Here is a 24,383-nt window from a genome sequence, read left to right as displayed (position 1 = left end):
CACTGTAACCAGTGCTTTTTTATTATAGATTACGAGATTGTAGGGTTTTCAAAAATAACAATCTCTGAACTGTTTGTAGTTGAAACGCGTTGGGCGTAATATGTTAAAGCTGAAGAAATATATGCTGGTAACGTATCATTTGTATGTGATGTTGTATATTCATGGATTAATTCCTTTAAAGTTGTCCATTCTAATTGTGCTGGGTGATCAGACACGAAAGAACTTACCCAGCGATCAAATGAAGATGAAAAATCAGTTTGTAAACGAAATACTTCTTTCATAATAAAACGCTCCCTTAAAATGTAGTATAATCATTTTAACACAAAACACGAACGATTGCTAAATTTTTTAAGTATAACGTTCGTGTTATATAGTTGTCTAGATGATTGGTTATGTAAATTCAATTTGCCATTTGAAATAACATTCCGTAAGATGAGAGATAGAGTATATTTAGAGCTGGAGGAAAGAAAGTGGAATTTGTATTTTTAGGAACTGGTGCAGGTGTTCCTTCAAAAGGAAGGAACGTTTCAGCAATTGCTTTACAATTGTTAGAAGAACGAGGACAAACTTGGTTATTTGATTGTGGCGAGGCCACGCAACATCAAATATTACATACATCTGTACGTCCGCGCCGCATTGAAAAAATATTTATTACGCATTTACATGGCGATCATATTTTTGGATTGCCTGGTTTATTAGGTAGCCGTTCATTTCAAGGAGGAACTACGCCTTTAACGGTGTATGGACCGAAAGGAATTAAACAATTTATTGAAGTGGCATTATCGGTAAGTACGACACATGTGAAATATCCACTTGAAGTTGTGGAGATAACAGAAGAAGGTACCGTATTTGAAGATAATGAATTTTATGTAGAAACGAAAAGATTGTCACACGGTATAGAATGTTTTGGATATCGTATTGTAGAGAAAGATATACAAGGTGCTCTTTTAGTTGATAAGTTGCTTGAGATGGGTGTGAAACCAGGTCCAATCTTTAAACGTTTAAAGGATGGAGAAGTAGTTGAATTAGAGGATGGCACGATATTAAATGGAAATGAGTTTATCGGCCCACCTCAAAAAGGAAGAATTATTACTATCTTAGGTGATACGCGATATTGCGAAGCGAGTAGGGAGCTTGCGCAAGATGCAGATGTACTTGTCCATGAAGCGACTTTCGCAGCAGAAGATGAGCAACAAGCGCATGATTATTTTCATTCCACATCTAAGCAAGCTGCGAGCATTGCACTTCAGGCAAATGCGAAGCGATTAATCTTAACTCACATTAGTTCTCGCTATCAAGGAGATACATATAAGGAATTATTGAAAGAGGCAAGAGAGTTGTTTTCTAATACAGAAATAGCGACAGATTTGAAATCATTCCCAGTAGAAAAATAATAATTTTGTAAAAAATGGTAACGATAGGTTACCATTTTTTTATGTCTAAAAAAATTTAAAAATAAAACTGTTATTATTTTATATTTATACTTGGATGATACAGAAAATTAGAATGGTTTGAATATATACGATAAAAATACGAAATAATGATTATTTAGAAAAACTGTTATATAAGTCAGATGACATACAAGTGATACAAATAGCAGGAATGGACTTTTATTCAGAACTTTTAAAATTCAACAAAAGTAAGCGTTTTATAAAAAACAAGCTATAATGAGGGCAGATTATAATTTATGATAAGTCACATGCTTTTTAGTTATTATCGTAACAAGTGAAGTTGACTAAACCATGAGAGAGTAACATGAGAATTATAATAGGAAAGATATCGCTTGTTTATGCTATCCTTGCAATGGCTTCTGTGTTAAACTTTGGATTGCTACCAGACTTTATTGTGGATTATCTTATATCATTTTTTAATGAAAATAATGCTAAGATTCTTATGTATTATTATAACTGGTATTATTTCAGGTTATATTGGATTACTGTTATTTGAAAATTATCCAATTCATACAGCAGAACAAATTCGTGGTACAACTGGAAAAGCGACAGATGTAGCAGGTTAATAGAATAGTAGAATAAATTTTTGCATAGAGGTTTAGGGGGAGTTATGATGAAGTATCGCTCAGTATTTGATATTATCGGTCCAGTTATGATTGGACCATCAAGTTCACATACAGCAGGCGCGGCAAGAATGGGGCAAGTTGCTCGCCAGCTGTTTCGTCATGAACCAGAAAGAGTAAGCATTTCGTTATATGGATCATTTGCAAAGACGTATCGAGGGCATGGTACGGATGTAGCACTAATCGGTGGAATATTAGGATTTGAAACAGATGACTTACGTATTCCAGAGGCGCTAGAAATAGCAAAAGAGCGCGGAATTGAAGTGGAATTCATTGAAGAAGATGCCAATGCACCTCACCCAAATACAGCGAAAATTCGTTTGTATAAAGGTGAAGAAGAAATTGAAGTGGTTGCTTGCTCAATTGGTGGCGGTAAAATTGAAGTTGTAGAATTAAACGGATTCGATCTTCAATTATCAGGCACAAGTCCAGCACTACTTATTGTAAATAACGATCGCTTTGGTGCTATTGCAGCAGTAGCTTCAATCCTTGCTACAAACGAGATTAACATTAGTACAATGAGTGTTTCTCGTAAAGAAAAAGGAAGAAGAGCGCTTATGGTTATTGAAACAGATGAATTATTAGCAGATGAAGTAATTGAAGAAATAAAAGCGCAACAAAATATTTGTCAAGTAACTATTATGGATTAATTGCAGGGGGGACACACCATGTTTCGGAACGCAGCGGAACTAGTGGCGCAAGCTAAAGAACAAAATGTAAAAATCGCAGAAATTATGATTCAATGTGAAATGGAAACAAGAAGTATTTCACGTGAAGAAGTAATTGCTGGTATGGAAAAGAACTTAGTCGTGATGGAACAAGCAGTAGAACGTGGTATTCGCGGCGTGAAATCACCAACTGGTTTAACTGGTGGAGATGCTGTAAAAGTTCAAGCGTATATGAAGAGTGGAAAAGGCTTATCTGGAGATACGATTTTGGATGCAGTAAGCAAAGCTGTTGCAACAAATGAAGTAAACGCAGCGATGGGAATTATTTGTGCAACACCAACAGCAGGGTCTGCCGGAACAGTGCCAGGTGTACTATTTGCGCTAAGAGAAAAATTGCAGCCTACACGTGAAGAAATGATTGAATTCTTATTTACAGCAGGAGCTTTCGGTATGGTTGTTGCGAATAACGCTTGTATTTCTGGTGCGGCAGGAGGATGCCAAGCTGAAGTTGGTTCAGCAAGTGGAATGGCGGCTGCAGCTGCAGTTGAGATGGCTGGTGGAACACAAGATCAAGCAGCTACAGCGATGGCAATTTCATTAAAGAACATGCTTGGTTTAGTGTGTGATCCTGTTGCAGGACTTGTAGAAGTACCTTGTGTAAAACGTAATGCAGCAGGAGCTGCAAATGCGATGATTTCAGCAGATTTAGCATTAGCTGGTGTAACGAGTACAATTCCATGTGATGAAGTAATTGAGGCAATGTTTAGAATCGGACAAACGATGCCAGTAGCACTTCGTGAAACAGCGGAAGGTGGACTTGCAGCAACGCCGACTGGTCGTCGCCTGCAAGAAGAGATTTTTGGGAAGAACAATAACTAAGTGTAATTATAGAAAAAGGAGCTCAAATAAACTTGAGCTCCTTTTTCTATTTTTCTTTTGTTAGTTGTTCTAATGTTTTTCCAAGATTATGTGATCGTTCCGTTGCCTGTGTAATACAAGAAATAAGTGCTTGTTGAAATTTATGTTCTTGTAATACTTCAATACCTGCTTCGGTAGTTCCGCCAGGAGAAGTAATTTCCTTTCGCAAAATAGAAGGGTGTTTGTCACTTGCTTTTAGCATTTCAGCAGCACCAATCATCGTTTGAAGAATAAGTGATTTTGCAATATCTTCTTTTAAACCAATTTTTTTTGCAGCTTCTTCCATAGCTTCCACTACGTAATAAATATAAGCAGGTCCACTTCCGGATAATGCAGTGACAGCATGCATATCTTCTTCCTCTACAACAGAGACGAGACCAATTGTTTCAAATAAAGATGTTGCAGTGCGAATATGTTCCGCTGTTGCATGTTTCGAAGGGGAGATAGCGGTAGCTGATTTTAAAATGGCTGCGGATGTATTTGGCATTGCACGAATAATTGGAACGTCTTTTTGAAGTAGTTTTCTAATTGAGTGAGTAGAAACACCTGCTAGTAATGAAATAATAAGCACGTTATTATTTATGTATTCTTTAAAAGGGGTAAGCGCCTCTGCAACATCCTTTGGTTTCATTGCTAGAAAAAGAATATTTGCATCAGTAAGTAATTCTTTTTTATTATGAGTACCTTTGACACCGTATTTTTTATGTAGCTCTTGTAATCTTGTCTCGTTAGAACGATTACTTACAGTAATTTGTTCACCTTTAACAACATTTGCATGTAACAAGCCACCAATAATAGCTTCAGCAATAGAGCCTGCACCGAGAAAGGAAATGTTTTGAATAGACATGATGTTCCTCCTTTAATTTTGGTTAGAAATTCTTATAAATGTACATACATTCGTTTTTTTATAGGAAACACCTCTTTTTATCTGAAAATAATGACAAATATATATAGAAGTTGTAAACTGAAGAAGTATTCATTTTTGAACCGGAAAGAGACAGGGGGGCTAAGCATGACGGCGATTCACCGAATGGAGATTCCTGTACCATTTGCAGTAGAAACTGTGAATGTGTTTTTAGTTGAGGGGGAGACATTAACATTAATTGATACAGGGACGAATACAGAAGAGGCAAGAAATGCGTTAGAAAGTCAATTAGGTGCATTAGGACATACGATAGAAGATATTGAAACAGTAGTCATTACGCATCATCATGCAGATCATTGTGGACTTTTAAATATATTTTCTGAGAAGACGAATATTATTGGACATCCTTGGAATGAGCCTTGGATCACACAAAATCCAGAGTTTTTAAAGCGGTATCATGAATTTTTTAGAGAGACGGCCTTACAGTTTGGTGTGCCAGTAGCATTTTTGAAAGACGAGTCGTTATTGACGACGAGGACACTTAAATATTCTTGTAATAGATCGTTAACGCATACTGTGAGAGAAGGAGATCGTATTAATTCTTTGCCTGGATTTACAGTGCTTGAAACACCAGGTCATGCTTCTACTCATATTTCTTTATATAGAGAATCTGATGGAATATTAATTGGTGGAGATGCTCTCATTAGTCATATTTCTTCGAATCCAATACTAGAACCACCATATGAAGGGCAAACAGAACGGGCACGCCCATTACTACAATATAATCAAACATTACAGCGTTTAAGCGAAATGAATATTTCACGCATTTTATCAGGGCATGGGGAAGATGTTCTAAATGTGAAACAACTTATTGAAACGAGATTACAAAAGCAAGAAACACGTGCTTTTAAAGTGCTTGAGTTATTAAAGGAAAAACCAATGACAGCATTTGAAGTATGTGTAAAATTATTTCCAGTATTATATAAAGAACAATTACCACTTACTATTTCAGAAACGGTTGGACAATTGGACTATTTAGCATATAATCAACAAGTGATGATTGATGAGTCATCGCAACAATTGATTTATTATGCAAAGTAGGTGACAGCAATGACAGGACGTTTACAAAATAAAGTAATCGTCATTACAGGTGCTTCTAGTGGGATTGGTGAGCAAGTTGCAATGCAAGTTGCAGCACAGGGAGCGACTCCAGTATTAATGGCTCGAACAGAAGAGAAACTACAAGCGTTAGTAGACAAAATTAAAGAAACTTATAATACGCCTTGCTATTATTATGTATTAGATGTAAGTGAAGAGATGGAAGTACAGTCTGTTTTTTCAAAGGTATTACAAGAAGTGGGACGTATTGATATATTAGTAAACAATGCGGGATTTGGTATTTTTAAAACGTTTGAAGATGCGTCAATGGGTGAAGTAAAAGATATGTTCCAAGTAAATGTATTTGGATTAGTAGCATGTACGAAAGAGGTACTACCTTATATGGTAAACAAGAATGAAGGACATATTATTAATATTGCTTCACTTGCTGGAAAAATTGCAACTCCGAAATCGAGTGCTTATGCAGCAACGAAACATGCCGTATTAGGATTTACGAATAGTTTACGCATGGAATTAGCGAATACAGATATTTATGTTACAGCAATTAATCCAGGTCCGATAGATACAAACTTTTTTGAAATAGCGGATCAATCTGGTACATATGTAAAGAATATGGGACGTTACATGTTAAAACCAACATACGTAGCAGAACAAATCGTAAAGTCGATACACACGAAAAAACGTGAAGTAAACTTACCGAAGTGGATGGGAATTGGCCCGAAACTTTATGCTTTATTCCCAGGTTTATTTGAACGTGTAGCAGGTAAATCATTAAGTAAAAAATAGGAGATTTCCATATGGAAATCTCCTATTTTTTATTGTTTTCCAGTTACATAATCATAAACAATATCCTCAATTTCCTCGTATAAATCAATTTCAATATTTGAATGAGTCACCGTTTGAATATGTTTCACTAGCATTTCCTGATCTTCTTTTGATATTGGACTGCATTGATATTGCTGAAAACTTTTTATAATCATTTTCTCAATTAATTTTTCGTTCATATTTTTCCTCGCCTGTATGTACGTATGTATTGTTTTATTGTACTTGAAGTGAAATAAAAAAACTACTATGCACTGTTTTTGTATAAAAATTCGGTTAAGTATATTATTTTTCTAGTAAAATTAAGTTTTTTTAGATTTAAAAATTTATAAATATTTAATTGACTCTATAAATATACAATATTATAATCATACTTAATTTAAAGAATCGATATGAGGAGGAACTTATGAAAGTCGCAATTATTGGAGCCACTGGATATGGGGGCATTGAGTTAATTCGTTTATTAGAACAACATCCATATTTTTCGATAGCATCTCTCCATTCTTTTTCACAAGTTGGTGAGTGTATAACAAATGTATATCCGCATCTTCGAAATGTCCTTTTTCATACGTTACAAGAAATTGATGTGGAGACGATAGGAAAAGAAGCAGAATTCGTATTTCTAGCAACCCCAGCAGGAGTATCGGCGGAGTTAACTCCCAAGTTATTAGCAGAAGGTTTAAAAGTAATTGACCTATCTGGAGACTTTCGTATGATAGATCCTTCGTCATATGAACTGTGGTATAAAAGGCCAGCAGCGAAAGAAGAAATTCTTAGAAAAGCAGTGTATGGGTTAAGTGAATGGAAAAGGACTGGGATTCAAAAGGCAAATTTAATTGCAAACCCAGGATGTTTTGCTACAGCCACATTGCTAGCGATAGCGCCGTTAGTACGTAGCGGCATGATTGAAGAAGATTCGATTATTATTGATGCGAAATCAGGGGTATCAGGAGCAGGTAAAACACCAACAACAATGACTCATTTTCCTGAGCTATATGATAACTTGCACATTTATAAAGTGAATGAGCATCAGCACGTTCCAGAGATTGAGCAAATGCTTACAGAATGGAATAGTGAATCACAGCCAATTACATTTAGCACACATTTAATACCGATATCACGAGGAATCATGATTACACTTTATGCAAAAGTAAAACAAAAGATGGAAATAAAGCAACTTCAAAAATTGTATGAAGAAACGTATGAACAATCGCCTTTCATCCGAATTTGTACGCAAGGGAAATTTCCAAGTCCAAAAGAAGTGAGAGGCTCAAATTATTGTGATATTGGCATAGCTTACGATGAAAGAGCTGAAAGAGTTACGGTCGTTTCTGTTATAGACAATATGATGAAAGGCGCGGCTGGGCAAGCGATTCAAAATGCAAACATAATAGCGGGACTAGAAGAGACAACAGGTTTACAACATATGCCGCTTTATCTATAAGGGGGACATGATGATTAAAGTAGCGTCTATTACAAAATTAGAAAATGGTTCAATTGTAACGCCGAAAGGCTTTTCGGCAATTGGTACTGCAAATGGTTTAAAAAAGGAGAAAAAGGATTTAGGTGCCATCGTTTGTGATGTACCAGCATCATGTGCCGCTGTGTATACAACGAATCAAATACAAGCAGCTCCTTTGCAAGTAACGAAGGATAGTATAACGGCAGAAGGGAAATTACAAGCTATTATCGTCAATAGTGGAAATGCAAATGCTTGTACTGGAATGAAAGGATTACAAGACGCATACGAGATGCGCGCATTAGGGGCGGAACATTTTGGGATGAAAGAAAATTACGTTGCAGTAGCTTCAACAGGTGTAATTGGTGTTCCACTGCCGATGGATATAATCCGAAAGGGAGTTGCAACTCTTATACCAACGAAGGAAGAAAGTGAAGCATATTGTTTTTCTGAAGCAATTTTAACGACGGATCTTATAACGAAAGAAACTTGCTATGAAATGATTATTGATGGGAAGAAAGTGGCGATTGCGGGTGTTGCAAAAGGTTCAGGGATGATTCATCCGAATATGGCAACGATGCTTAGTTTTATTACGACAGATGCTCATATAGAGCATGACGTATTGCAAACAGTGTTATCCCAAATTACGAATCATACATTTAATCAAATTACGGTAGATGGAGATACTTCTACGAATGATATGGTCATCGTTATGGCAAGTGGATTATCAGAAACAAGACCGATAAATATGGAACATACAGATTGGGAAACTTTCGTATGTGCTTTACAGAAGGTATGTGAAGATTTAGCGAAAAAAATTGCGCAAGATGGTGAAGGAGCTAAGAAGTTAATAGAAGTAAATGTGCTAGGAGCTCAAACGAATGAAGAGGCAAAAAAAATTGCAAAGCAAATAGTCGGTTCGAGTCTTGTGAAAACAGCAATACATGGTGAAGACCCAAACTGGGGGCGAATTATTAGCAGTATTGGACAAAGTGAAGTAGCTATTAATCCGAACACAATTGACATTACTCTTCAATCTATATCGGTATTAAAAAATAGTGAGCCTCAAATATTTTCTGAAGAAGAAATGAAAGAGAGATTACAAGAAGATGAAATAGTCATTAATGTGTACTTACACTTAGGTGAAGAGACAGGATCAGCTTGGGGCTGTGACTTAAGCTATGAATATGTGAAAATAAATGCTTGTTATCGTACATAAGGAGAGAGAAGATGAGCGATTATATTGTAGTGAAATGCGGCGGTAGTATGTTGAATCAATTAAATGCTGTGTTTTTTGATTGTATAAAGAAATTGCAACAGAAGTATAAAGTAGTGATTGTTCATGGTGGTGGGCCAGAAATTGATGCCAAATTAAAAGATTGTAACATCAACGTAGAAAAAAGAGATGGATTACGCGTAACACCAAAAGAAGTTATGGATGTTGTTCAAATGGTGCTATGCGGAAGTACGAATAAAAAACTCGTAATGAATTTACAAAAGCATAATTTACTTGCTGTAGGTTGTTCGGGGTGTGACGGTAATTTACTTCAAGTTCAACCTGTCAGCGAGGAGATAGGATATGTGGGAGAAGTAAGTTATGTAGAAACAGCCTTATTAAAAGGATTAATAAATATGGGGTATATTCCTGTTATTGCTCCAATCGGGGTAAATGGTAATGAAATTTATAACATAAATGCGGACAATGCTGCAGCTGGGATTGCGGCCGCGTTAGGGGCAAAAGAGCTTATTTTTATTACGGATGTAGATGGAATATTACATGAAGGGAATTTGGTAAAGGAAACGGATGAATCTGAAATTGCAACTTTTATAGAAACAGGTGTTATTACAGGTGGGATGATTCCGAAAGTACAGGCGGCACTAGCATCATTAAAAATGGGAGTGCAAAAGATAAGTATTGTGAATGGTACAAAAGATTTTACTGAGGTTACGGGAGAGTTTATTGGAACGACGGTAACGAAAGGTGTGAGTATTGCATGACGAGTCATCTTTTTCAAACGTATGGCAGAAGAACTATTGAGTTTGTAAAGGGAACTGGAACGAAAGTTATTGATAATAAAGGTAAGCAATATTTAGATTTTACAGCAGGAATTGGCGTATGTAATTTAGGACATTGTCACTCTACTGTTCTCAAAGGTGTACAAGAGCAACTTGATGATATATGGCATATATCTAACCTGTTTACAAACAGCTTACAAGAAGAAGTTGCGTCATTATTAACAGAAAATAGAGCATTAGATTATGTGTTTTTCTGTAATAGTGGGGCAGAGGCAAATGAAGCAGCTTTAAAGTTAGCACGTAAGCATACTGGAAAATCTCTCGTCGTAACATGCCAGCAGTCTTTTCACGGTAGAACATTTGGAACGATGAGTGCAACGGGCCAAGATAAGGTGAAAGAAGGATTTGGTCCATTACTTCCATCTTTTTTACATATCCCTTTTAACGATATTAAAGCATTAGAGGAAGTAATGAATGAAGAAGTTGCGGCGGTAATGGTAGAAGTTGTTCAAGGAGAGGGAGGAGTAATACCTGCTGATCTATCTTTTTTGAAAGAGATTGAAACATTATGTAATAAGTTCGGTTCCTTATTTATTATAGACGAAGTACAAACGGGGATAGGAAGAACTGGAACACTATTCGCTTATGAACAAGTGGGAATAGAGCCTGATATCGTTACCGTTGCAAAGGCACTTGGGAATGGGATTCCTGTCGGAGCGATGATTGGCGGGAAAGAGCTCGGAACGTCGTTTACTGCAGGATCACACGGTTCAACTTTTGGCGGGAATTACATCGCGATGGCTGCAGCGAAAGAAGTATTGCAAGTGAGTAAAAAACCATCGTTTTTAAAAGAAGTACAAGAAAAAGGCGAGTACGTATTAGAGAAGTTGCAAGAGGAATTACAGCATGTCGAATGTATTCAAAATATACGTGGTAAGGGGCTTATGATTGGGATTGAGTGTAAGCATGAAGTTGCAAGTTTTATAGAACAACTAGAAAACGAAGGACTTCTCGTATTACAAGCAGGCCCTAATGTTATAAGACTATTACCGCCACTCATTGTCACGAATGAAGAGTTAGAACAGGCAGTATATATAATAAAAAAAGTAGTTTGTACAAAAAACGTATCAATCATATAAGGGGGAAGTTTCATGTCAACTGTACAAGTACCGAAATTAAATACGAAAGATCTTTTAACACTAGAAGAATTAACGAAAGAAGAAATTATTTCTTTAATTGAGTTCGCTATATATTTAAAAAAGAATAAGCAAGAGCCTTTATTACAAGGCAAAATATTAGGGCTTATTTTTGATAAGCATTCAACTCGTACTCGTGTATCTTTTGAAGCGGGAATGGTACAACTCGGGGGACATGGTATGTTTTTAAGTGGGAAAGAGATGCAAATGGGAAGAGGAGAAACCGTTTCAGATACTGCGAAAGTATTATCGCAGTATATTGACGGGATCATGATACGTACATTCTCACACGCGGATGTAGAAGAGCTTGCAAAAGAATCGAGTATTCCTGTTATTAACGGTTTAACGGATGATCATCATCCTTGTCAAGCATTGGCAGACCTCATGACGATATATGAAGAAATAAATACATTTAAAGGAATAAAATTGGCTTACGTAGGTGACGGAAATAATGTATGTCATTCATTGTTGCTAGCGAGTGCAAAAGTCGGAATGCATATGACTGTTGCAACGCCTGTAGGATATGAACCGAATGAAGAGATTGTAAAAAAAGCGTTAGCGATTGCCAAGGAAACAGGAGCTGAAATTGAAGTTTTGCATGATCCTGAATTAGCGGTGAATGAAGCAGATTTCATTTATACTGACGTTTGGATGAGCATGGGGCAAGAGGGAGAAGAAGCGAAATATTCTTTATTTCAACCTTACCAAATTAATAAAGAACTTGTTAAGCATGCGAAGCAAACATATCGTTTCTTACACTGTTTACCTGCCCATCGTGAAGAAGAAGTAACAGGAGAAATTATAGATGGACCACAGTCTATCGTCTTTGAGCAAGCTGGTAATCGATTGCATGCTCAAAAAGCATTATTAGTGAGTTTATTTAGAAATGTAGAAGAGCCTTCCTAAAAGGGAGGTTTTTTTATATTAAAATGTCGGATGTATATTTGGTTAACCATTTCGATATCATTTATAATAAAAGAGAAAACTAAATTTGTTTTTCAGAGTGTGTAAGGACATACTACATATAAAAATATAGTTAAAGAGATGATGAGGGTGAAAACAACTAAGAAAACATATTCGTTTTTTCAGCGGATATGGAGAATATTAAAGTTTCAATATTATAAGTTGCTTCGATCGCCAGAAGGCGCAAAGAAAGTATCGTTAGGGTTTGCTATAGGATTCGGCTTAGAAATGTTAGTCATTTATACGGCATCGCTCGTATATGTAATATTTTATCCAATCGTCAGGTTAGCAAAGGGATCTTTTCCTGCGGCAGTTATTGGCAATATTATTGGGAAAATATCGTTTCTCCCAGTATTTTTATTTCCGCTTGCGTATGCGCTAGGAAAAATGATTTATCCATTTCATGTACAGAAAATTCATCATGAACCATTTACGATAGCGGACTTGTTTTCAAGTCACATTTTTACGATATTAAAGAGCTTATTACAAAGTGAAGTGTATGTATTAATTGGAATGACGATTTTAGGAGTTGTGTTTGGTCTCATTTCATATTTCGTTGTGCATTATTTATACGAAAAGAACCGTAAGTTACGCTTGAAGAAAAGGAAGAAACGAGTGAGAGAACCACTTGTACAATTATAAACAATGTCACATTCATTTTCTCCTTTGAATATGTTTAAGAAAAAGGAGGAGAGGATAATGTATTATTATTACGTACCTCAAGTATATCCATATGTAAATTATTATCCGGTTTATGATACGAGTAGACAATACGAATTATATCGGCAACAACAATTACAGCAAATACCACAATTACCACAACAACAGCCTACACAGGAAAAAAAACCATATTTAACAACATGGCCATATTCCAATGTGTACTATGGTAATTATTACGAATCATAAAGCTGCTTCTATTTAGAAGCAGCTTTATACGTTTGTTTTCAAAATTAAATTTTGAATGGTTTGAAGAGAATGAATGAGCTTTTCGCGCTCTTCCTCAGATAATGTTTGGAAATTTTCTTTTAGTTTGTCTAAAATGAATTGCTGATACTGATTTACTAATAATTTCCCTTCAGCTGTTAGAGAAATTAAAATGACCCGTCGATCTTTTTCGCTATAATGACGCTCTATTAGTTCTTCTTGAATAAGTTTGTTTAATAGAGGTGTCATGTTAGGCCGTGAAATCGCTAGCCGCTTGCCGATTTCGGAAACTGCTAATGTGCCGTTTTCATGCAAAAGCAGTAATACTTGTGTATGTGATGGCGGCATATGTCTTTGAGAAGAAAATTCTCCAGGAAGCATAAATTTGCGATAAAAAAGAGGCACTAGCGAAAGAAGATGATCAACAATACGTTCCCACTCGCGTGATTCCATATAAAGGCCCCCTTCCACTATCATTGTAACAAAAAAGACATGTTATAAAAATAGAATTGTTTCATGGGAATTTTAATATTTGTAGGCCAACACTTTTTTTGTAAATGAATCGGCAATAATCGTATAGCCTTTATCATTTGGGTGTACTTGGTCAAAGAGCAATTCTTTTTTATCATTCGATATTAATTTACGAATTGGCAAAACGATAGATGGTTGATTCACTTTTGCAATGGAATAAACGGATTCATTCCAGCCGTCTAAAAACATATCTGCATAACTTGCGATGGAGTCATCGAGTTGTAACGGGTTATAGAGTTCAGAAAGAATGAGTAAAGCATCCGGATTTTGATCTCGGACTGTCTTTACAATATTTTTTACATCCGCTTCAAAATGAGCTTTTTCTTTATTTAACATTTTTATACCATCTATAACACCAACATCACGATTTAAACGAAATAAATTATTTCCTCCAATATTAATTGTAATTATATTTGCTGCTCTAATTTTTTCCTTTACATCTTCTGATTGAACTTTTTTAGCGAGACGATCTGTTGTAAGACCGTTTACCCCAAGGTTTTCTACTGTAATTGGTTTATGAATTTGTGCTTCTATTTGCTTAGAAGCTAATTCAGCAAATCCACCTTGTGTCGATCCATATCCTTTAGCGAGTGAATCACCTAATACAAGATGATAAAAAGATTCGTTTGTTTGCTTATCAATCCAATTTGGGGCAGATGTTTTTTCTGTTTTTTCTTCAGATTCATTTTGTTTTGTCTCGTCGTTCTTTTCAAAATAAGAATAAGAAATGATCAGAAGGAGGAGACAAACAATTGTTAAGATGACTTTTTTCATAAATTCATCCTCCTTGTAATTGGTAATTGTATCATATTCAGCAGTATTAGCAATGTAAGGGCATATTATATGTTTATGAAAAGTTTATAATAACTTTACAGAAAATTTGTTGAAGTTTGTCAAAAAATATTGACGATAGGAAAGAACTTTATATATGATAATGTCAGATAAGGTGAAATTTTAATTAGTGGGAGCTTTATTTCCTATTAATTGTTAGTCTTCATCAATCGAGCGTTTAAGGGGACTACTCGTTAGCGCAGGGTGAAATGAAAATTGTGTCTCTAATAGAAGAAAAAAGGTATGTGGTTAGAGACAGATAGGGATTCATTTCATTATTTCTGGTAATTGTATAAGGGGGATTTTTTGTGAAAAAGTCAAAAAAAATGCTAGCTGGAGCAACTCTTGCGATTGGTGTAATGGCACCGCAAGTAATGCCAGCAACAGCTCATGCAGATGATAACACTGGGGAGAGTACAGTTAACTTACGAATTCTAGAAACATCAGATATTCACGTTAACTTAATGAATTACGATTATTATCAAACGAAAACAGATAATAAAGTAGGTCTTGTACAAACGGCAACACTCGTTAATAAAGCACGTGAAGAAGTGAAAAACTCTGTCCTATTTGATGATGGGGATGCATTACAAGGGACACCGCTTGGGGATTACGTAGCGAATAAAATAAATGATCCGAAAAATCTTGTGGATCCTAGTTATACACATCCATTATATCGTGTAATGAATTTAATGAAGTATGACGTCATCTCTCTTGGGAATCATGAATTTAACTACGGTTTAGATTATTTAAACAAGGTGATTGAAAAAACGGATTTCCCGGTTATTAACTCGAATGTATATAAAGTTGACCATGATGATAAGGAAGAGAACGATGAAAATTATTTTAAACCATATCATATTTTAAAGAAAGAAGTAGTGGATGAAGCAGGTCAAAAACAAATAGTGAAAATTGGTGTAATGGGATTTGTTCCACCACAAATCATGAACTGGGATAAAGCGAACTTAGAAGGAAAAGTAAAAGCGAAAGACATCGTCGCAACAGCAAAAATAATGGTGAAAAAAATGCAAGATGAGGGTGCAGATATTATCGTTGCATTGGCTCATTCAGGCGTCGATAAGAGCGAATATAAAGAAGCGAATAAAATGGAAAATGCATCATATCATTTAGCAACGCAAGTTCCTGGCGTAGATGCAGTATTAATGGGACATTCACATACTGAAGTGAAGGATGTATTTAATGGTGTTCCAGTTGTAATGCCTGGTGTTTTTGGTAGTAACTTAGGTATTATTGATATGCAATTGAAAAAGGTAAACGGAACATGGGAAGTACAAAAAGAGCAATCGAAGCCGCAACTTCGTCCGATTGCTGATAGTAAAGGAAAACCATTAGTAGAATCTGATCAAAATTTAGTTAATGAAATTAAAGACGATCATCAAGCGACAATCGACTATGTAAATACAGCTGTAGGTGAAACGAAAGCACCAATTAATAGTTATTTTTCATTAGTACAAGATGATCCTTCTGTACAACTTGTGACAAATGCACAAAAGTGGTATGTAGAAAAGTTATTTGCTGAAAATGGACAGTATAGCAAATATAAAGGAATTCCAGTTTTATCTGCAGGTGCACCATTTAAAGCAGGTGGCCGAAACGGTGCAACATATTATACTGATATTCCAGCTGGAACGTTAGCGATTAAAAACGTTGCAGATTTATACGTGTATCCAAATACGTTATATGCTGTAAAAGTAAATGGGGCACAAGTGAAAGAATGGCTTGAAATGTCTGCAGGTCAGTTTAATCAAATTGATCCAAAGAAAACAGAAGAACAGCCATTAGTAAATATAGGCTATCCTACATATAACTTTGATATTTTAGATGGCTTAAAATACGAAATTGATGTAACACAACCGGCGAAATACGATAAAGATGGAAAAGTTGTAAATGCAAATACGAATCGTATTATAAATATGACATATGAAGGTAAGCCAGTAGCTGACGAGCAAGAGTTCATCGTCGCTACAAATAACTATCGTGGAAGTAGCCAGACGTTCCCGGGTGTAAGTAAAGGGGAAGTTGTATACCAATCACAAGATGAAACACGTCAAATTATTGTGAAGTATATGCAAGAAACACCAGTTATTAATCCGGAAGCAGATAAAAATTGGACGTTTAAACCGATTGTTGCAGATAAATTAAATACAACATTTGATTCTTCACCAAATGCACAAAAGTATATAAAGGCAGATGGAAAGATTTCATATGTTGGACCATCTGAAAATGAATTTGCTAAATATGCAATTGATATAACGAAGAAGAATGATGATAAAGAAACTGGTGAAGGAAATCCAACGACACCGCCGAAAGGTGATGGAGAAAATCCGACGACACCGCCAACAGGTGGTGGAGAAAATCCAACGACACCGCCAACAGGTAATGGAGAAAACCCAACACCACCAACAGAAGAAGGTAATAATGGTAATGAACCAAAGCAAGATGGAAACAATACTGGATCTGGACAAACTACAACAGATGATCAAAATACAAAAGAAACAACAACAACTGTAAGTGAAAATAAAGAAGCTGAAAAAGATGAACGTGATTTACCAAAAACAGGTGCAAGTATTGCTTCTACAATTGGAGCTGGTCTTGCGTTTGTTGGAGCGGGATTCCTTCTGTTATTTAGAAGAAAGAAAGCGAATAGATAGTCGAGAAATATAAAAAGGATTACCGATTTGGTAATCCTTTTTGTTATATTATGAAACTGGTACTGCTTTTTCTTTCTTCCATGACAGGCCAAATCCAGTAAAGCCGACGATAATCGTTACGACTGGACAAGCTAAACAGAAGATTGCGTATGGAAGGTAATCGAATGTTGGAACGCTAAGGACGTTTGTTAAGAATACGCCACTTACACCCCATGGTACGAGCGGGTTAATAACTGTACCTGCATCTTCTAATACTCGTGATAAATTACGACGTTCTAAACCGACTTCATCGTATTTATTAGCAAATGCTTGTCCTGTTAAAACAATTGATAAGTACTGTTCACCAAGTAAGAAGTTTACACCAATTGCAGTTGAAGCAGTAGAAATAATTAAGCGTGTGCTATTTTTTACGAAGCTAGAGATAATATTCATCAGCTGCGCTATAATACCCATTCCTTGTAATAATCCTCCCATACAAAGAGCTAGGAAAATAAGGGCAATCGACATCATCATACTTTGCAGGCCACCGCGAGATAATAAGCTATCAATATCTTTGATACCAGTTTTAGAAACGTAACCGTCTTGCATAATTTTCATTAAATCAGCTAAAGAAGTGCTAGGTTTAAAAATAAAGAGAATAATAATTCCTACCACAATTCCTGCAAGTAATGTTGGAACTGCGGGTACCTTTTTAAATGCGAATAGGAACAGTAATAAAATAGGAATCAGTGTAACGATAGAAATTGATGTATTTTTTTCTAATGTGTTAATAAATGCTGAGAAATCAACGTTTCCACCAGATCCGCTTCCTAAAATGAAAAATGCGATAAATGCAATAATGAAAGCTGGCACTGTTGTCCAAAGCATGTTACGAATATGTTCAAATAAATCTACACCTGTTACAGCAGGCGCTAAGTTTGTTGTATCAGATAAAGGAGACATTTTATCTCCGAAGAATGCACCAGAAATAATTGCACCAGCAATAAGAGCTGGATCGTATCCAAGGGCAGTACCCATTCCCATAAAGGCAAGTCCTACAGTTGCAGCAGTTGTAAATGCACTACCGATACTCGTTCCAACAATTGCACAAACAACAAAAACAGTTGGAACGAAAATTTTTGGAGATACAAGTTGGAAGCCGTATACCATTAAAGTTGGAATAGTTCCAGCTGCGATCCAAACGCTAATTAATACGCCTACAAGTAAGAAAATAAATATAGATGGAATACCAGCTGAAATACTACTGATCATCCCTTTCTCCATAGTAGACCAAGAGATTCTCTTCAAGAATCCAAATGCTAATAAAAGAACGATACCAAATAAAATTGGGATGTGTGGTGAAACTTCTAATTTGATAACACTAAAGCCAATGCAGAAAAAGATAAAAATTGTTAAAAGAACAGATTCAATTTTTGAAACCATTGTTTTCCCCTCCTAAGTAATCTAAAATAGCTCTTTTTTATATAAAATTCGCCAATATTGTTTATTTCCTTCTAGAATTTAGAATTTTGTGACAAATTACCGGTAATTGTCCATATCTCAATATGATGCGGAAATGATTGGATAAAAAAACGCCCCTGCATATAATTATGCAGGGACGAAGAAATCGCGGTACCACCCTAGCTTGTGAAATGAATGTATCACAAAATAAAGGGTCGTATGATATGCGTTAATAAAATAAAAACGCCCCTGCAATATATGCAGGGACGAAAAATTCGCGGTACCACCCTAAATTGTGAAACAGTTTCGTTCCACCACTCTTTAGACATAACGGTCTATAACCGTCTTTCACTACTCCTTACGTTTCGTAAAAGAAGCTCCAGGGGGTAATTCATAATTCGCTCTGTACTGGTTCGCACCGACCACCAGCTCTCTGAAATCAGAAATCGAAATACTACTAAATCCTATCAACGCCGATTCATATGATGTTAGTTAAATTTTTATCATATTTTCATCTTACATGTCAATAAAAATATTAAATATTTTTTTAGGGAAATAAAGGAGAATTGTTTTTAACGCTGTAAAAATGTACGTTATAATGAATTTGAAAGGGGGAGGAAAGAGTGAAGAAAAAAATAATTCTTTTTACCACTTTATTAGTTATTGGAGGAAGTGCTGGAATTTACACAGCTTTTGCGGCTGAATCAGAGCAGTTGAAACAAAAGCAAATACAACAGTCAGAAGTGAAGAAAGTAAAAGAAATAGAAGAGAAGAAATCAATGGAAAAAGCAGCAGAGAAACTAGGAGTTTCTACTGAGGGGAAAACAAAAGAAGAGGTTACGAAAGAAGTGAATACCGCTAGGTTTGAGAAGCGTCATGATTTATTAATTGAGCACGCTAAGCAACTTGGAATTGATACAGAGGGAAAAAAAGATGAAGAAATTATTTTAGAAATTGGAAAGATACAGCATGGAAAGTAGAACAACTTATCGTATGATAAGTTGTTCTTTTTTAAGAACTATTTGATTTTAAAATAATTGACAGTCATTCGGATTTAATGTTAACTATATTTATAAACAAGTTAACATTAGGGGTGGCAATTGTGACAATAAACAGTAAAACGATTGAAAAATCATCTTATACATATGAAGAATTAGCAGAGAAAAATAAAGCTTATGTATGGCACCCATTTACACAAATGAAAGATTATTTAGAAGAAGATCCTGTCATTATTGAACGTGGAGAGGGAAGAAAACTATACGATGTAAATGGTAATGAGTATTGGGATGGTGTTTCATCTATATGGTTAAATGTTCACGGACATCAAGTACCGGAATTAGATGAAGCAATTCGTGAGCAATTAAATAAAATTGCTCATTCTACTATGTTAGGACTTGCTAACGTTCCATCTATTTTATTAGCAGAAAAAATTATTGAGGTTGTACCAGATGGATTGAAGAAGGTATTCTACTCTGATTCAGGTTCTACCGCTGTTGAAATTGCAATTAAGATGGCTTTCCAATATTGGCAGCATAAAGGGAAACCAAAGAAACAAAGATTCGTTACATTAAAAGAAGCATATCACGGTGATACAATTGGAGCTGTTTCAGTAGGAGCAATAGACTTGTTTCACCAAGTGTATAGTTCGCTCTTATTTGATGCGATTAAAATGCCGTATCCATATACATATCGTTCTCCTTACGGAAATAATAAGGAGGAAATTGTAAAAAGCCATTTAGAAGAAATGGAAGAATTGTTGAAAGAAAAGCATGAAGAAGTAGCTGCCATCATTGTAGAGCCATTAATGCAAGGTGCTGGCGGAATGATTACAATGCCAAAAGGATATTTAAAAGGACTGCGCGATTTATGTACAAAGTACAATGTATTATTTATTACAGATGAGGTAGCGACTGGATTTGGGCGTACAGGGAAAATGTTTGCGTGTGAACATGAAAATGTGACGCCAGACATTTTAACTGCTGGGAAAGGTTTAACAGGTGGATATTTACCAATTGCAGTTACGGTAACGACAGATGAAATATATAATGCTTTCTTAGGAGAATATGAAGAACAAAAAACATTTTTCCATGGACATAGCTACACAGGCAATCCGTTAGGGTGTGCCGTAGCAATCGCGAATCTAGAACTATATGAAAAAACAAATTTAATAGAAGAAGTGGCACGTAAAACGGATTATGTGGCAGCGCAATTAGAAAAGCTCTTTGCGTATAAACATGTAGGTGATATTCGTCAGTGCGGATTAATGGTTGGTATTGAGCTTGTGAAGAATAAGGAAACGAAAGAAGCTTTTGACTGGACAGAAAGAGTCGGTGTTCAAGTATGTAAACGCTCAAGAGAGCTGGGTATGATTTTACGACCGCTAGGTAATACGATTGTATTTATGCCGCCACTTGCTTCTACTTTTGAAGAGATTGATGATATGTTACGTATTTTATACAAGGCAATCTCGGATGTTACGGAGGGAGAATAATGAGTGGTTTTTTCATAACAGCAACTGATACTGAAGTTGGAAAAACAGTAGTTGCAGGTGCTATGGCAGGTGTATTTAGAGAATTAGGATATAACGTAGGGGTATATAAACCGTTGCAAAGTGGGCATGTTGCATCAAACCCTGAGGGAGATGCGGCAAGGTTAAAAGTACTATCAGGTGTACCGACACAAGAAAATGAAATTTGCCCTTATTCTATTGAAGAACCACTTGCTCCGAGACTTGCCATGAAAAGAGCTGGAAGAGTAGTAAAGTTAAAAGAAATTACTGATTACTATAATGAACTATTAAAAGAGTTTAATAGCTTATTTGTAGAAGGAGCAGGTGGGCTTGCTGTCCCATATACAGAAGATGCTTTAGTAATTGATTTTGCAACAGAATTACAGTTGCCTCTTATTGTAGTAGCTCGTCCTACATTAGGAACAGTAAATCATACAGTGTTAACGATTGCTTACGCAAAGGCGCATGGCTTAACCATAGCGGGTGTCATTTTATCAGGTTGCAAAGAATGTGAAATGGAAAGAGTGCAAGAAAATAAAGAGATGATTGAAGAGCTGAGCGGGGTACCAGTTTTAGGATTATTGCCATTCTTTGCAGGTGAGTTTACGAAAGAAGAAGTATTAGAAGCTGCAAAAGAACATATTATGATTTCAAAATTAGAGGAGTTTATCCAAAATGAATCAAACGTGGCGGGCGCACCTTCAATCTAAATTACAACAATTACATGAGCAAGGGCAGTATCGTGATTTGCATGTAACAGAGAAGGCAGAAGAGACTTGGCTTATTCGAGATAAAAAAAGGATGTTAAATTTAGCGTCAAATAATTATTTAGGGTTAGCTGGAGATGAAAGGTTAAAAGAAGCTGCTATTGCCTGTACAAAAAGATATGGAACTGGAGCGACTGCCTCCCGCCTTGTTGTAGGAAATCATCCATTATATGAAGAGGTTGAGAGAAGCATATGTGACTGGAAAGGTACTGAAAGAGCTTTAATTGTAAATAGTGGATATACGGCAAATATAGGTGCCATATCTTCTTTAGCCTCTCGGCACGATATTGTTTTTAGTGATAAGTTAAATCACGCAAGTATTGTTGATGGAATCATATTAAGCGGGGCAGAGCATAAAAGGTATCGTCATAATGATTTGGATCATTTAGAGAAGTTGTTGAAAATGGCTTCGCCTGAAAAAAGGAAATTAATCGTAACAGATACCGTTTTTAGTATGGATGGTGATACTGCGTATTTGAGAGATTTAGTACAGCTGAAAGAGAAATACGGGGCAATCATTATAGTCGATGAAGCACATGCGAGTGGAATATATGGAATCGGCGGAGCTGGGTTATCGCATATAGAAAAAAATCTTGCTCAAAAAATTGATATACATATGGGGACGTTTAGCAAGGCTTTAGGGTGTTATGGTGCGTATTTGACAGGTGATGAAATTTATATAGAGTATTTACAAAATATGATGAGAAGCTTTATTTTTACTACAGCTTTACCACCAAGTACGTTAGGAGCGGTGCAAAAAGCAATTGAAATTGTAAAAGAAGATAACGAAAGAAGAGAGAACCTTATAGCAAATGGAGAATACTTCAGAACTAAATTAAGGGATGCTGGTTTTGATATTGGGAATAGCTCAACTCATATTGTACCGATTGTAGTCGGTTCAAATGAACATGCTTTACGGTTTAGTAAAAGGTTGCAAGAGGCAGGGATTGCGGCCATTGCAATTCGTCCGCCAACTGTGCCGGTTCATAGTTCTCGAATTCGCTTTGCAGTTACATCGCAACATACAATAGCTGATTTAAAATGGGCTATTGACCGAATTATTCACATTGCGAAAGAAGAGGAGATTTTCGTATGAAAGAGCTAAAGATTATTTTTATCCCCGGATGGGGAATGGAAGAGAATATTTGGGATTTAGTACTTCCGTATTTTAAAGGATATTCTGTTCAATGCATAGATTGGCGTAATGTGAACGAACGAAGTGAATTTGCGGAACGAATTATAGATGTAGCGCATAATGACAACGTAATTTTAGTTGGATGGTCACTAGGAGCGTTAGCAGCAGTTGAAGCTTATAAAAAGATTAAGGCAAAAGGCATCGTATTAATTGGTGGTACTGCTAAATTTACAAATACGAGCGATTACAGTAACGGATGGAATGCTTTGCATGTAGAGCGGCTGAAAAGGAATTTGGCGAGAAGGAAAGAAGATACGCTCAAGCGGTTTTATGAAAATATGTTTACGAAAGATGAGCTAAAAGAGAATAAAAACTTTGAAGACATTGTAGACCGTTTTAAAGGTGATTCTATTCAGTCTTTACAACTAGGTTTGGATTATTTAATAGAAACAGATATGAGAGAAGAACTAAAAGAAATTAAAGTACCTATACTACTTATTCACGGAGAACAGGATGTAATATGCCCATTGTCTGCGGCACGTAGTATGACGGAGAATAGCAGTAGCGAGCTGAAAGTAGTAAGTGAAGCAGGGCATGCGTTATGTGTAACGAATTTTGAATATTGTGTAAATGAGATAATTCAATTTGTAGAGGGGATACGACATGATCAACAAAACGTTACTACAAAAACGGTTTAATGGGGCAGCCGTATCTTACGATCGATATGCAAATGTACAAAAAAAGATGGCACATTCATTACTTTCAATCTTAAAGGAACGATATAGTGAAACGGCATCGATACGTATTTTAGAACTGGGGTGCGGGACGGGGTATGTAACAGAGCAATTATCAAAGTTATTTCCGAAAGCACATATTACAGCAGTTGATTTTGCTGAAAGTATGATTGCGATTGCGCAAACTAGACAAAATGTAAAAAATGTAACGTTTCACTGTGAAGATATTGAGCGATTACGATTAGAAGAATCATATGATGTCATTATTTCAAATGCTACATTTCAATGGTTAAATAATTTACAACAAGTGTTAAGAAATTTATTTCATCATTTGTCTATAGATGGGATATTACTCTTTTCAACGTTTGGACATGAAACATTTCAAGAATTGCATACTTCGTTCCAACGTGCGAAAGAAGAAAGAAATATAAAAAATGAAACATCGATTGGTCAACGTTTTTATTCAAAAGATCAGTTGCTTCATATATGCAAGATAGAAACAGGGGATGTGCATGTTTCTGAAACATGTTACATAGAGAGTTTTACAGAAGTTAAGGAGTTTCTGCATTCTATTCGAAAAGTAGGAGCGACTAATAGCAATGAAGGATCATATTGTCAAAGTCCCTCACTCTTTCGTGCGATGCTGCGCATATACGAAAGAGACTTCACGGGAAATGAAGGGATAATGGCAACGTATCATGCTTTATTTATGCATATAACAAAAGAGGGGAAGAGATGAA

General features: G+C 35.9%; 26 protein-coding genes and 1 other annotated feature. Of the genes, 20 read left to right on the top strand and 6 right to left on the bottom strand.

Translation table 11 applies throughout. The features are described from left to right. Positions 1-29: 29 nt before the first annotated feature. Positions 30-281 carry a DUF3932 family protein gene (locus AC241_RS20495; protein ID WP_000665709.1) on the bottom strand — a complete coding sequence of 84 codons (252 nt, stop codon included), beginning with the start codon at positions 279-281 and terminating at the stop codon, positions 30-32. Positions 282-470: 189 nt separating this feature from the next. Here AC241_RS20495 and rnz point away from each other — a divergent pair, with 189 nt between their 5' ends. The 4 genes from rnz to sdaAA all read left to right on the top strand — a co-directional run bounded on the left by rnz (position 471) and on the right by sdaAA (position 3,621). Further along, the gene (gene rnz / locus AC241_RS20490) at positions 471-1,394 is read left to right on the top strand and encodes a ribonuclease Z (RefSeq protein WP_000397454.1); all 924 of its coding nucleotides are present in this window, start codon (positions 471-473) and stop codon (positions 1,392-1,394) included. A 485-nt stretch (positions 1,395-1,879) separates the two neighbouring features. Next, entirely contained in the window at positions 1,880-2,017 is a 138-nt protein-coding gene (locus tag AC241_RS34860; protein WP_173927902.1) for a hypothetical protein, read from the top strand. A gap of 47 nt (positions 2,018-2,064) precedes the next feature. After that, positions 2,065-2,724 carry an L-serine ammonia-lyase, iron-sulfur-dependent subunit beta gene (sdaAB, locus tag AC241_RS20485; RefSeq protein ID WP_000877449.1) on the top strand — a complete coding sequence of 220 codons (660 nt, stop codon included), beginning with the start codon at positions 2,065-2,067 and terminating at the stop codon, positions 2,722-2,724. 18 nt (positions 2,725-2,742) lie between these two features. Next, entirely contained in the window at positions 2,743-3,621 is an 879-nt protein-coding gene (sdaAA, locus tag AC241_RS20480; protein WP_000489461.1) for an L-serine ammonia-lyase, iron-sulfur-dependent, subunit alpha, read from the top strand. A gap of 46 nt (positions 3,622-3,667) precedes the next feature. Here the strand turns inward: sdaAA and proI are convergent, their stop codons facing one another. Then, positions 3,668-4,507, bottom strand: coding sequence for a pyrroline-5-carboxylate reductase ProI (gene proI, locus AC241_RS20475; RefSeq protein WP_050844497.1), 840 nt, complete (start codon positions 4,505-4,507; stop codon positions 3,668-3,670). 165 nt (positions 4,508-4,672) lie between these two features. Between proI and AC241_RS20470 the strand changes: the two genes are divergently transcribed. Both AC241_RS20470 and AC241_RS20465 read left to right on the top strand, forming a co-directional pair. Beyond that, complete coding sequence (locus tag AC241_RS20470) at positions 4,673-5,626, top strand: MBL fold metallo-hydrolase (protein ID WP_016080348.1); 954 nt, start codon at positions 4,673-4,675, stop codon at positions 5,624-5,626. 9 nt (positions 5,627-5,635) lie between these two features. Then, positions 5,636-6,430, top strand: a complete 795-nt coding sequence (locus AC241_RS20465) for an SDR family NAD(P)-dependent oxidoreductase (protein ID WP_043935912.1) — start codon at positions 5,636-5,638, stop codon at positions 6,428-6,430. A 29-nt stretch (positions 6,431-6,459) separates the two neighbouring features. Here AC241_RS20465 and AC241_RS20460 read toward each other — a convergent pair whose 3' ends face one another. Beyond that, positions 6,460-6,648 carry a YqzH family protein gene (locus AC241_RS20460; protein WP_001003222.1) on the bottom strand — a complete coding sequence of 63 codons (189 nt, stop codon included), beginning with the start codon at positions 6,646-6,648 and terminating at the stop codon, positions 6,460-6,462. 224 nt (positions 6,649-6,872) lie between these two features. On the opposite strand from AC241_RS20460, the gene argC reads away from it, so the two are divergent. From argC to AC241_RS20425, 7 genes are all read left to right on the top strand, one after another. Next, on the top strand, positions 6,873-7,910 hold the full coding sequence (gene argC, locus AC241_RS20455) for an N-acetyl-gamma-glutamyl-phosphate reductase (RefSeq protein WP_050844496.1): 1,038 nt from the start codon (positions 6,873-6,875) through the stop codon (positions 7,908-7,910). 10 nt (positions 7,911-7,920) lie between these two features. Further along, the gene (gene argJ, locus AC241_RS20450; RefSeq protein ID WP_050844495.1) at positions 7,921-9,144 is read left to right on the top strand and encodes a bifunctional glutamate N-acetyltransferase/amino-acid acetyltransferase ArgJ; all 1,224 of its coding nucleotides are present in this window, start codon (positions 7,921-7,923) and stop codon (positions 9,142-9,144) included. Between the two features lie 11 nt (positions 9,145-9,155). Next, positions 9,156-9,923, top strand: a complete 768-nt coding sequence (gene argB / locus AC241_RS20445; RefSeq protein ID WP_050844494.1) for an acetylglutamate kinase — start codon at positions 9,156-9,158, stop codon at positions 9,921-9,923. Next, positions 9,920-11,080 carry an acetylornithine transaminase gene (locus tag AC241_RS20440; RefSeq protein WP_050844493.1) on the top strand — a complete coding sequence of 387 codons (1,161 nt, stop codon included), beginning with the start codon at positions 9,920-9,922 and terminating at the stop codon, positions 11,078-11,080. Before argB ends, AC241_RS20440 begins: the two co-directional genes overlap by 4 nt. Before the next feature lie 12 nt (positions 11,081-11,092). Then, entirely contained in the window at positions 11,093-12,043 is a 951-nt protein-coding gene (argF, locus tag AC241_RS20435) for an ornithine carbamoyltransferase (protein ID WP_050844492.1), read from the top strand. A 138-nt stretch (positions 12,044-12,181) separates the two neighbouring features. Then, positions 12,182-12,742: a DUF2062 domain-containing protein gene (locus AC241_RS20430; RefSeq protein ID WP_050844491.1), complete on the top strand. Its 561-nt coding sequence runs from the start codon at positions 12,182-12,184 to the stop codon at positions 12,740-12,742. A 57-nt stretch (positions 12,743-12,799) separates the two neighbouring features. After that, positions 12,800-13,006: a hypothetical protein gene (locus AC241_RS20425; RefSeq protein ID WP_016080355.1), complete on the top strand. Its 207-nt coding sequence runs from the start codon at positions 12,800-12,802 to the stop codon at positions 13,004-13,006. Between the two features lie 24 nt (positions 13,007-13,030). Here AC241_RS20425 and AC241_RS20420 read toward each other — a convergent pair whose 3' ends face one another. Together AC241_RS20420 and AC241_RS20415 are read right to left on the bottom strand one after the other, a co-directional pair. Then, on the bottom strand, positions 13,031-13,477 hold the full coding sequence (locus AC241_RS20420) for a MarR family winged helix-turn-helix transcriptional regulator (protein WP_000445819.1): 447 nt from the start codon (positions 13,475-13,477) through the stop codon (positions 13,031-13,033). A 72-nt stretch (positions 13,478-13,549) separates the two neighbouring features. Further along, positions 13,550-14,329: a GDSL-type esterase/lipase family protein gene (locus AC241_RS20415; protein WP_016080356.1), complete on the bottom strand. Its 780-nt coding sequence runs from the start codon at positions 14,327-14,329 to the stop codon at positions 13,550-13,552. Between the two features lie 365 nt (positions 14,330-14,694). Between AC241_RS20415 and cpdB the strand changes: the two genes are divergently transcribed. After that, a complete protein-coding gene (cpdB, locus tag AC241_RS20410) occupies positions 14,695-17,058 on the top strand; it encodes a bifunctional 2',3'-cyclic-nucleotide 2'-phosphodiesterase/3'-nucleotidase (protein ID WP_048563855.1) in 2,364 nt (787 codons plus the stop codon). 48 nt (positions 17,059-17,106) lie between these two features. On the opposite strand, the gene nhaC is transcribed toward cpdB, so the two are convergent. After that, positions 17,107-18,480: a Na+/H+ antiporter NhaC gene (nhaC, locus tag AC241_RS20405; protein ID WP_050844490.1), complete on the bottom strand. Its 1,374-nt coding sequence runs from the start codon at positions 18,478-18,480 to the stop codon at positions 17,107-17,109. A 277-nt stretch (positions 18,481-18,757) separates the two neighbouring features. Continuing rightward, positions 18,758-18,978, bottom strand: a binding site (T-box leader). A 143-nt stretch (positions 18,979-19,121) separates the two neighbouring features. On the opposite strand from nhaC, the gene AC241_RS20400 reads away from it, so the two are divergent. The 6 genes from AC241_RS20400 (at position 19,122) to bioC (ending at position 24,382) form a co-directional block, all read left to right on the top strand. Further along, a complete protein-coding gene (locus tag AC241_RS20400) occupies positions 19,122-19,478 on the top strand; it encodes a hypothetical protein (protein ID WP_000726902.1) in 357 nt (118 codons plus the stop codon). Between the two features lie 77 nt (positions 19,479-19,555). Further along, a complete protein-coding gene (bioA, locus tag AC241_RS20395; protein WP_048563857.1) occupies positions 19,556-20,989 on the top strand; it encodes an adenosylmethionine--8-amino-7-oxononanoate transaminase in 1,434 nt (477 codons plus the stop codon). Beyond that, positions 20,989-21,717 (top strand): dethiobiotin synthase, encoded by a 729-nt coding sequence (gene bioD / locus AC241_RS20390; protein WP_050844489.1) that lies wholly within the window; start codon positions 20,989-20,991, stop codon positions 21,715-21,717. Before bioA ends, bioD begins: the two co-directional genes overlap by 1 nt. Then, positions 21,683-22,870 carry an 8-amino-7-oxononanoate synthase gene (bioF, locus tag AC241_RS20385; protein WP_050844488.1) on the top strand — a complete coding sequence of 396 codons (1,188 nt, stop codon included), beginning with the start codon at positions 21,683-21,685 and terminating at the stop codon, positions 22,868-22,870. Before bioD ends, bioF begins: the two co-directional genes overlap by 35 nt. Continuing rightward, positions 22,867-23,607: an alpha/beta fold hydrolase gene (locus tag AC241_RS20380; RefSeq protein ID WP_050844487.1), complete on the top strand. Its 741-nt coding sequence runs from the start codon at positions 22,867-22,869 to the stop codon at positions 23,605-23,607. The genes bioF and AC241_RS20380 overlap by 4 nt, the downstream gene beginning before the upstream one ends. Further along, positions 23,573-24,382, top strand: a complete 810-nt coding sequence (gene bioC, locus AC241_RS20375; RefSeq protein WP_029443262.1) for a malonyl-ACP O-methyltransferase BioC — start codon at positions 23,573-23,575, stop codon at positions 24,380-24,382. Before AC241_RS20380 ends, bioC begins: the two co-directional genes overlap by 35 nt. The last annotated feature ends 1 nt before the right edge of the window (position 24,383 follow it).

Source organism: Bacillus thuringiensis (assembly GCF_001182785.1).
Taxonomy (GTDB): Bacteria; Bacillota; Bacilli; order Bacillales; family Bacillaceae_G; genus Bacillus_A; species Bacillus_A thuringiensis_S.
The sequence above is the reverse complement of the archived record's forward strand: the minus strand, read 5'-3'. Positions and strand labels throughout refer to the sequence as shown.

Excerpts from the sequence above, each read along its gene's own strand:
- nhaC (WP_050844490.1), bottom strand. The coding sequence starts at position 18,480 with ATGGTTTCAAAAATTGAATCTGTTCTTTTAACAATTTTTATCTTTTTC.
- sdaAA (WP_000489461.1), top strand. The coding sequence starts at position 2,743 with ATGTTTCGGAACGCAGCGGAACTAGTGGCGCAAGCTAAAGAACAAAAT.
- argJ (WP_050844495.1), top strand. The coding sequence starts at position 7,921 with ATGATTAAAGTAGCGTCTATTACAAAATTAGAAAATGGTTCAATTGTA.
- AC241_RS20470 (WP_016080348.1), top strand. The coding sequence starts at position 4,673 with ATGACGGCGATTCACCGAATGGAGATTCCTGTACCATTTGCAGTAGAA.
- bioC (WP_029443262.1), top strand. The coding sequence starts at position 23,573 with ATGATCAACAAAACGTTACTACAAAAACGGTTTAATGGGGCAGCCGTA.
- argC (WP_050844496.1), top strand. The coding sequence starts at position 6,873 with ATGAAAGTCGCAATTATTGGAGCCACTGGATATGGGGGCATTGAGTTA.
- bioF (WP_050844488.1), top strand. The coding sequence starts at position 21,683 with ATGAATCAAACGTGGCGGGCGCACCTTCAATCTAAATTACAACAATTA.
- AC241_RS20495 (WP_000665709.1), bottom strand. The coding sequence starts at position 281 with ATGAAAGAAGTATTTCGTTTACAAACTGATTTTTCATCTTCATTTGAT.
- AC241_RS20420 (WP_000445819.1), bottom strand. The coding sequence starts at position 13,477 with ATGGAATCACGCGAGTGGGAACGTATTGTTGATCATCTTCTTTCGCTA.
- bioA (WP_048563857.1), top strand. The coding sequence starts at position 19,556 with ATGTTAACTATATTTATAAACAAGTTAACATTAGGGGTGGCAATTGTG.
- proI (WP_050844497.1), bottom strand. The coding sequence starts at position 4,507 with ATGTCTATTCAAAACATTTCCTTTCTCGGTGCAGGCTCTATTGCTGAA.
- argF (WP_050844492.1), top strand. The coding sequence starts at position 11,093 with ATGTCAACTGTACAAGTACCGAAATTAAATACGAAAGATCTTTTAACA.
- AC241_RS20380 (WP_050844487.1), top strand. The coding sequence starts at position 22,867 with ATGAAAGAGCTAAAGATTATTTTTATCCCCGGATGGGGAATGGAAGAG.
- AC241_RS20460 (WP_001003222.1), bottom strand. The coding sequence starts at position 6,648 with ATGAACGAAAAATTAATTGAGAAAATGATTATAAAAAGTTTTCAGCAA.
- argB (WP_050844494.1), top strand. The coding sequence starts at position 9,156 with ATGAGCGATTATATTGTAGTGAAATGCGGCGGTAGTATGTTGAATCAA.
- AC241_RS20425 (WP_016080355.1), top strand. The coding sequence starts at position 12,800 with ATGTATTATTATTACGTACCTCAAGTATATCCATATGTAAATTATTAT.
- AC241_RS20415 (WP_016080356.1), bottom strand. The coding sequence starts at position 14,329 with ATGAAAAAAGTCATCTTAACAATTGTTTGTCTCCTCCTTCTGATCATT.
- AC241_RS20430 (WP_050844491.1), top strand. The coding sequence starts at position 12,182 with ATGATGAGGGTGAAAACAACTAAGAAAACATATTCGTTTTTTCAGCGG.
- AC241_RS20465 (WP_043935912.1), top strand. The coding sequence starts at position 5,636 with ATGACAGGACGTTTACAAAATAAAGTAATCGTCATTACAGGTGCTTCT.
- AC241_RS20440 (WP_050844493.1), top strand. The coding sequence starts at position 9,920 with ATGACGAGTCATCTTTTTCAAACGTATGGCAGAAGAACTATTGAGTTT.
- sdaAB (WP_000877449.1), top strand. The coding sequence starts at position 2,065 with ATGAAGTATCGCTCAGTATTTGATATTATCGGTCCAGTTATGATTGGA.
- AC241_RS34860 (WP_173927902.1), top strand. The coding sequence starts at position 1,880 with ATGCTAAGATTCTTATGTATTATTATAACTGGTATTATTTCAGGTTAT.
- bioD (WP_050844489.1), top strand. The coding sequence starts at position 20,989 with ATGAGTGGTTTTTTCATAACAGCAACTGATACTGAAGTTGGAAAAACA.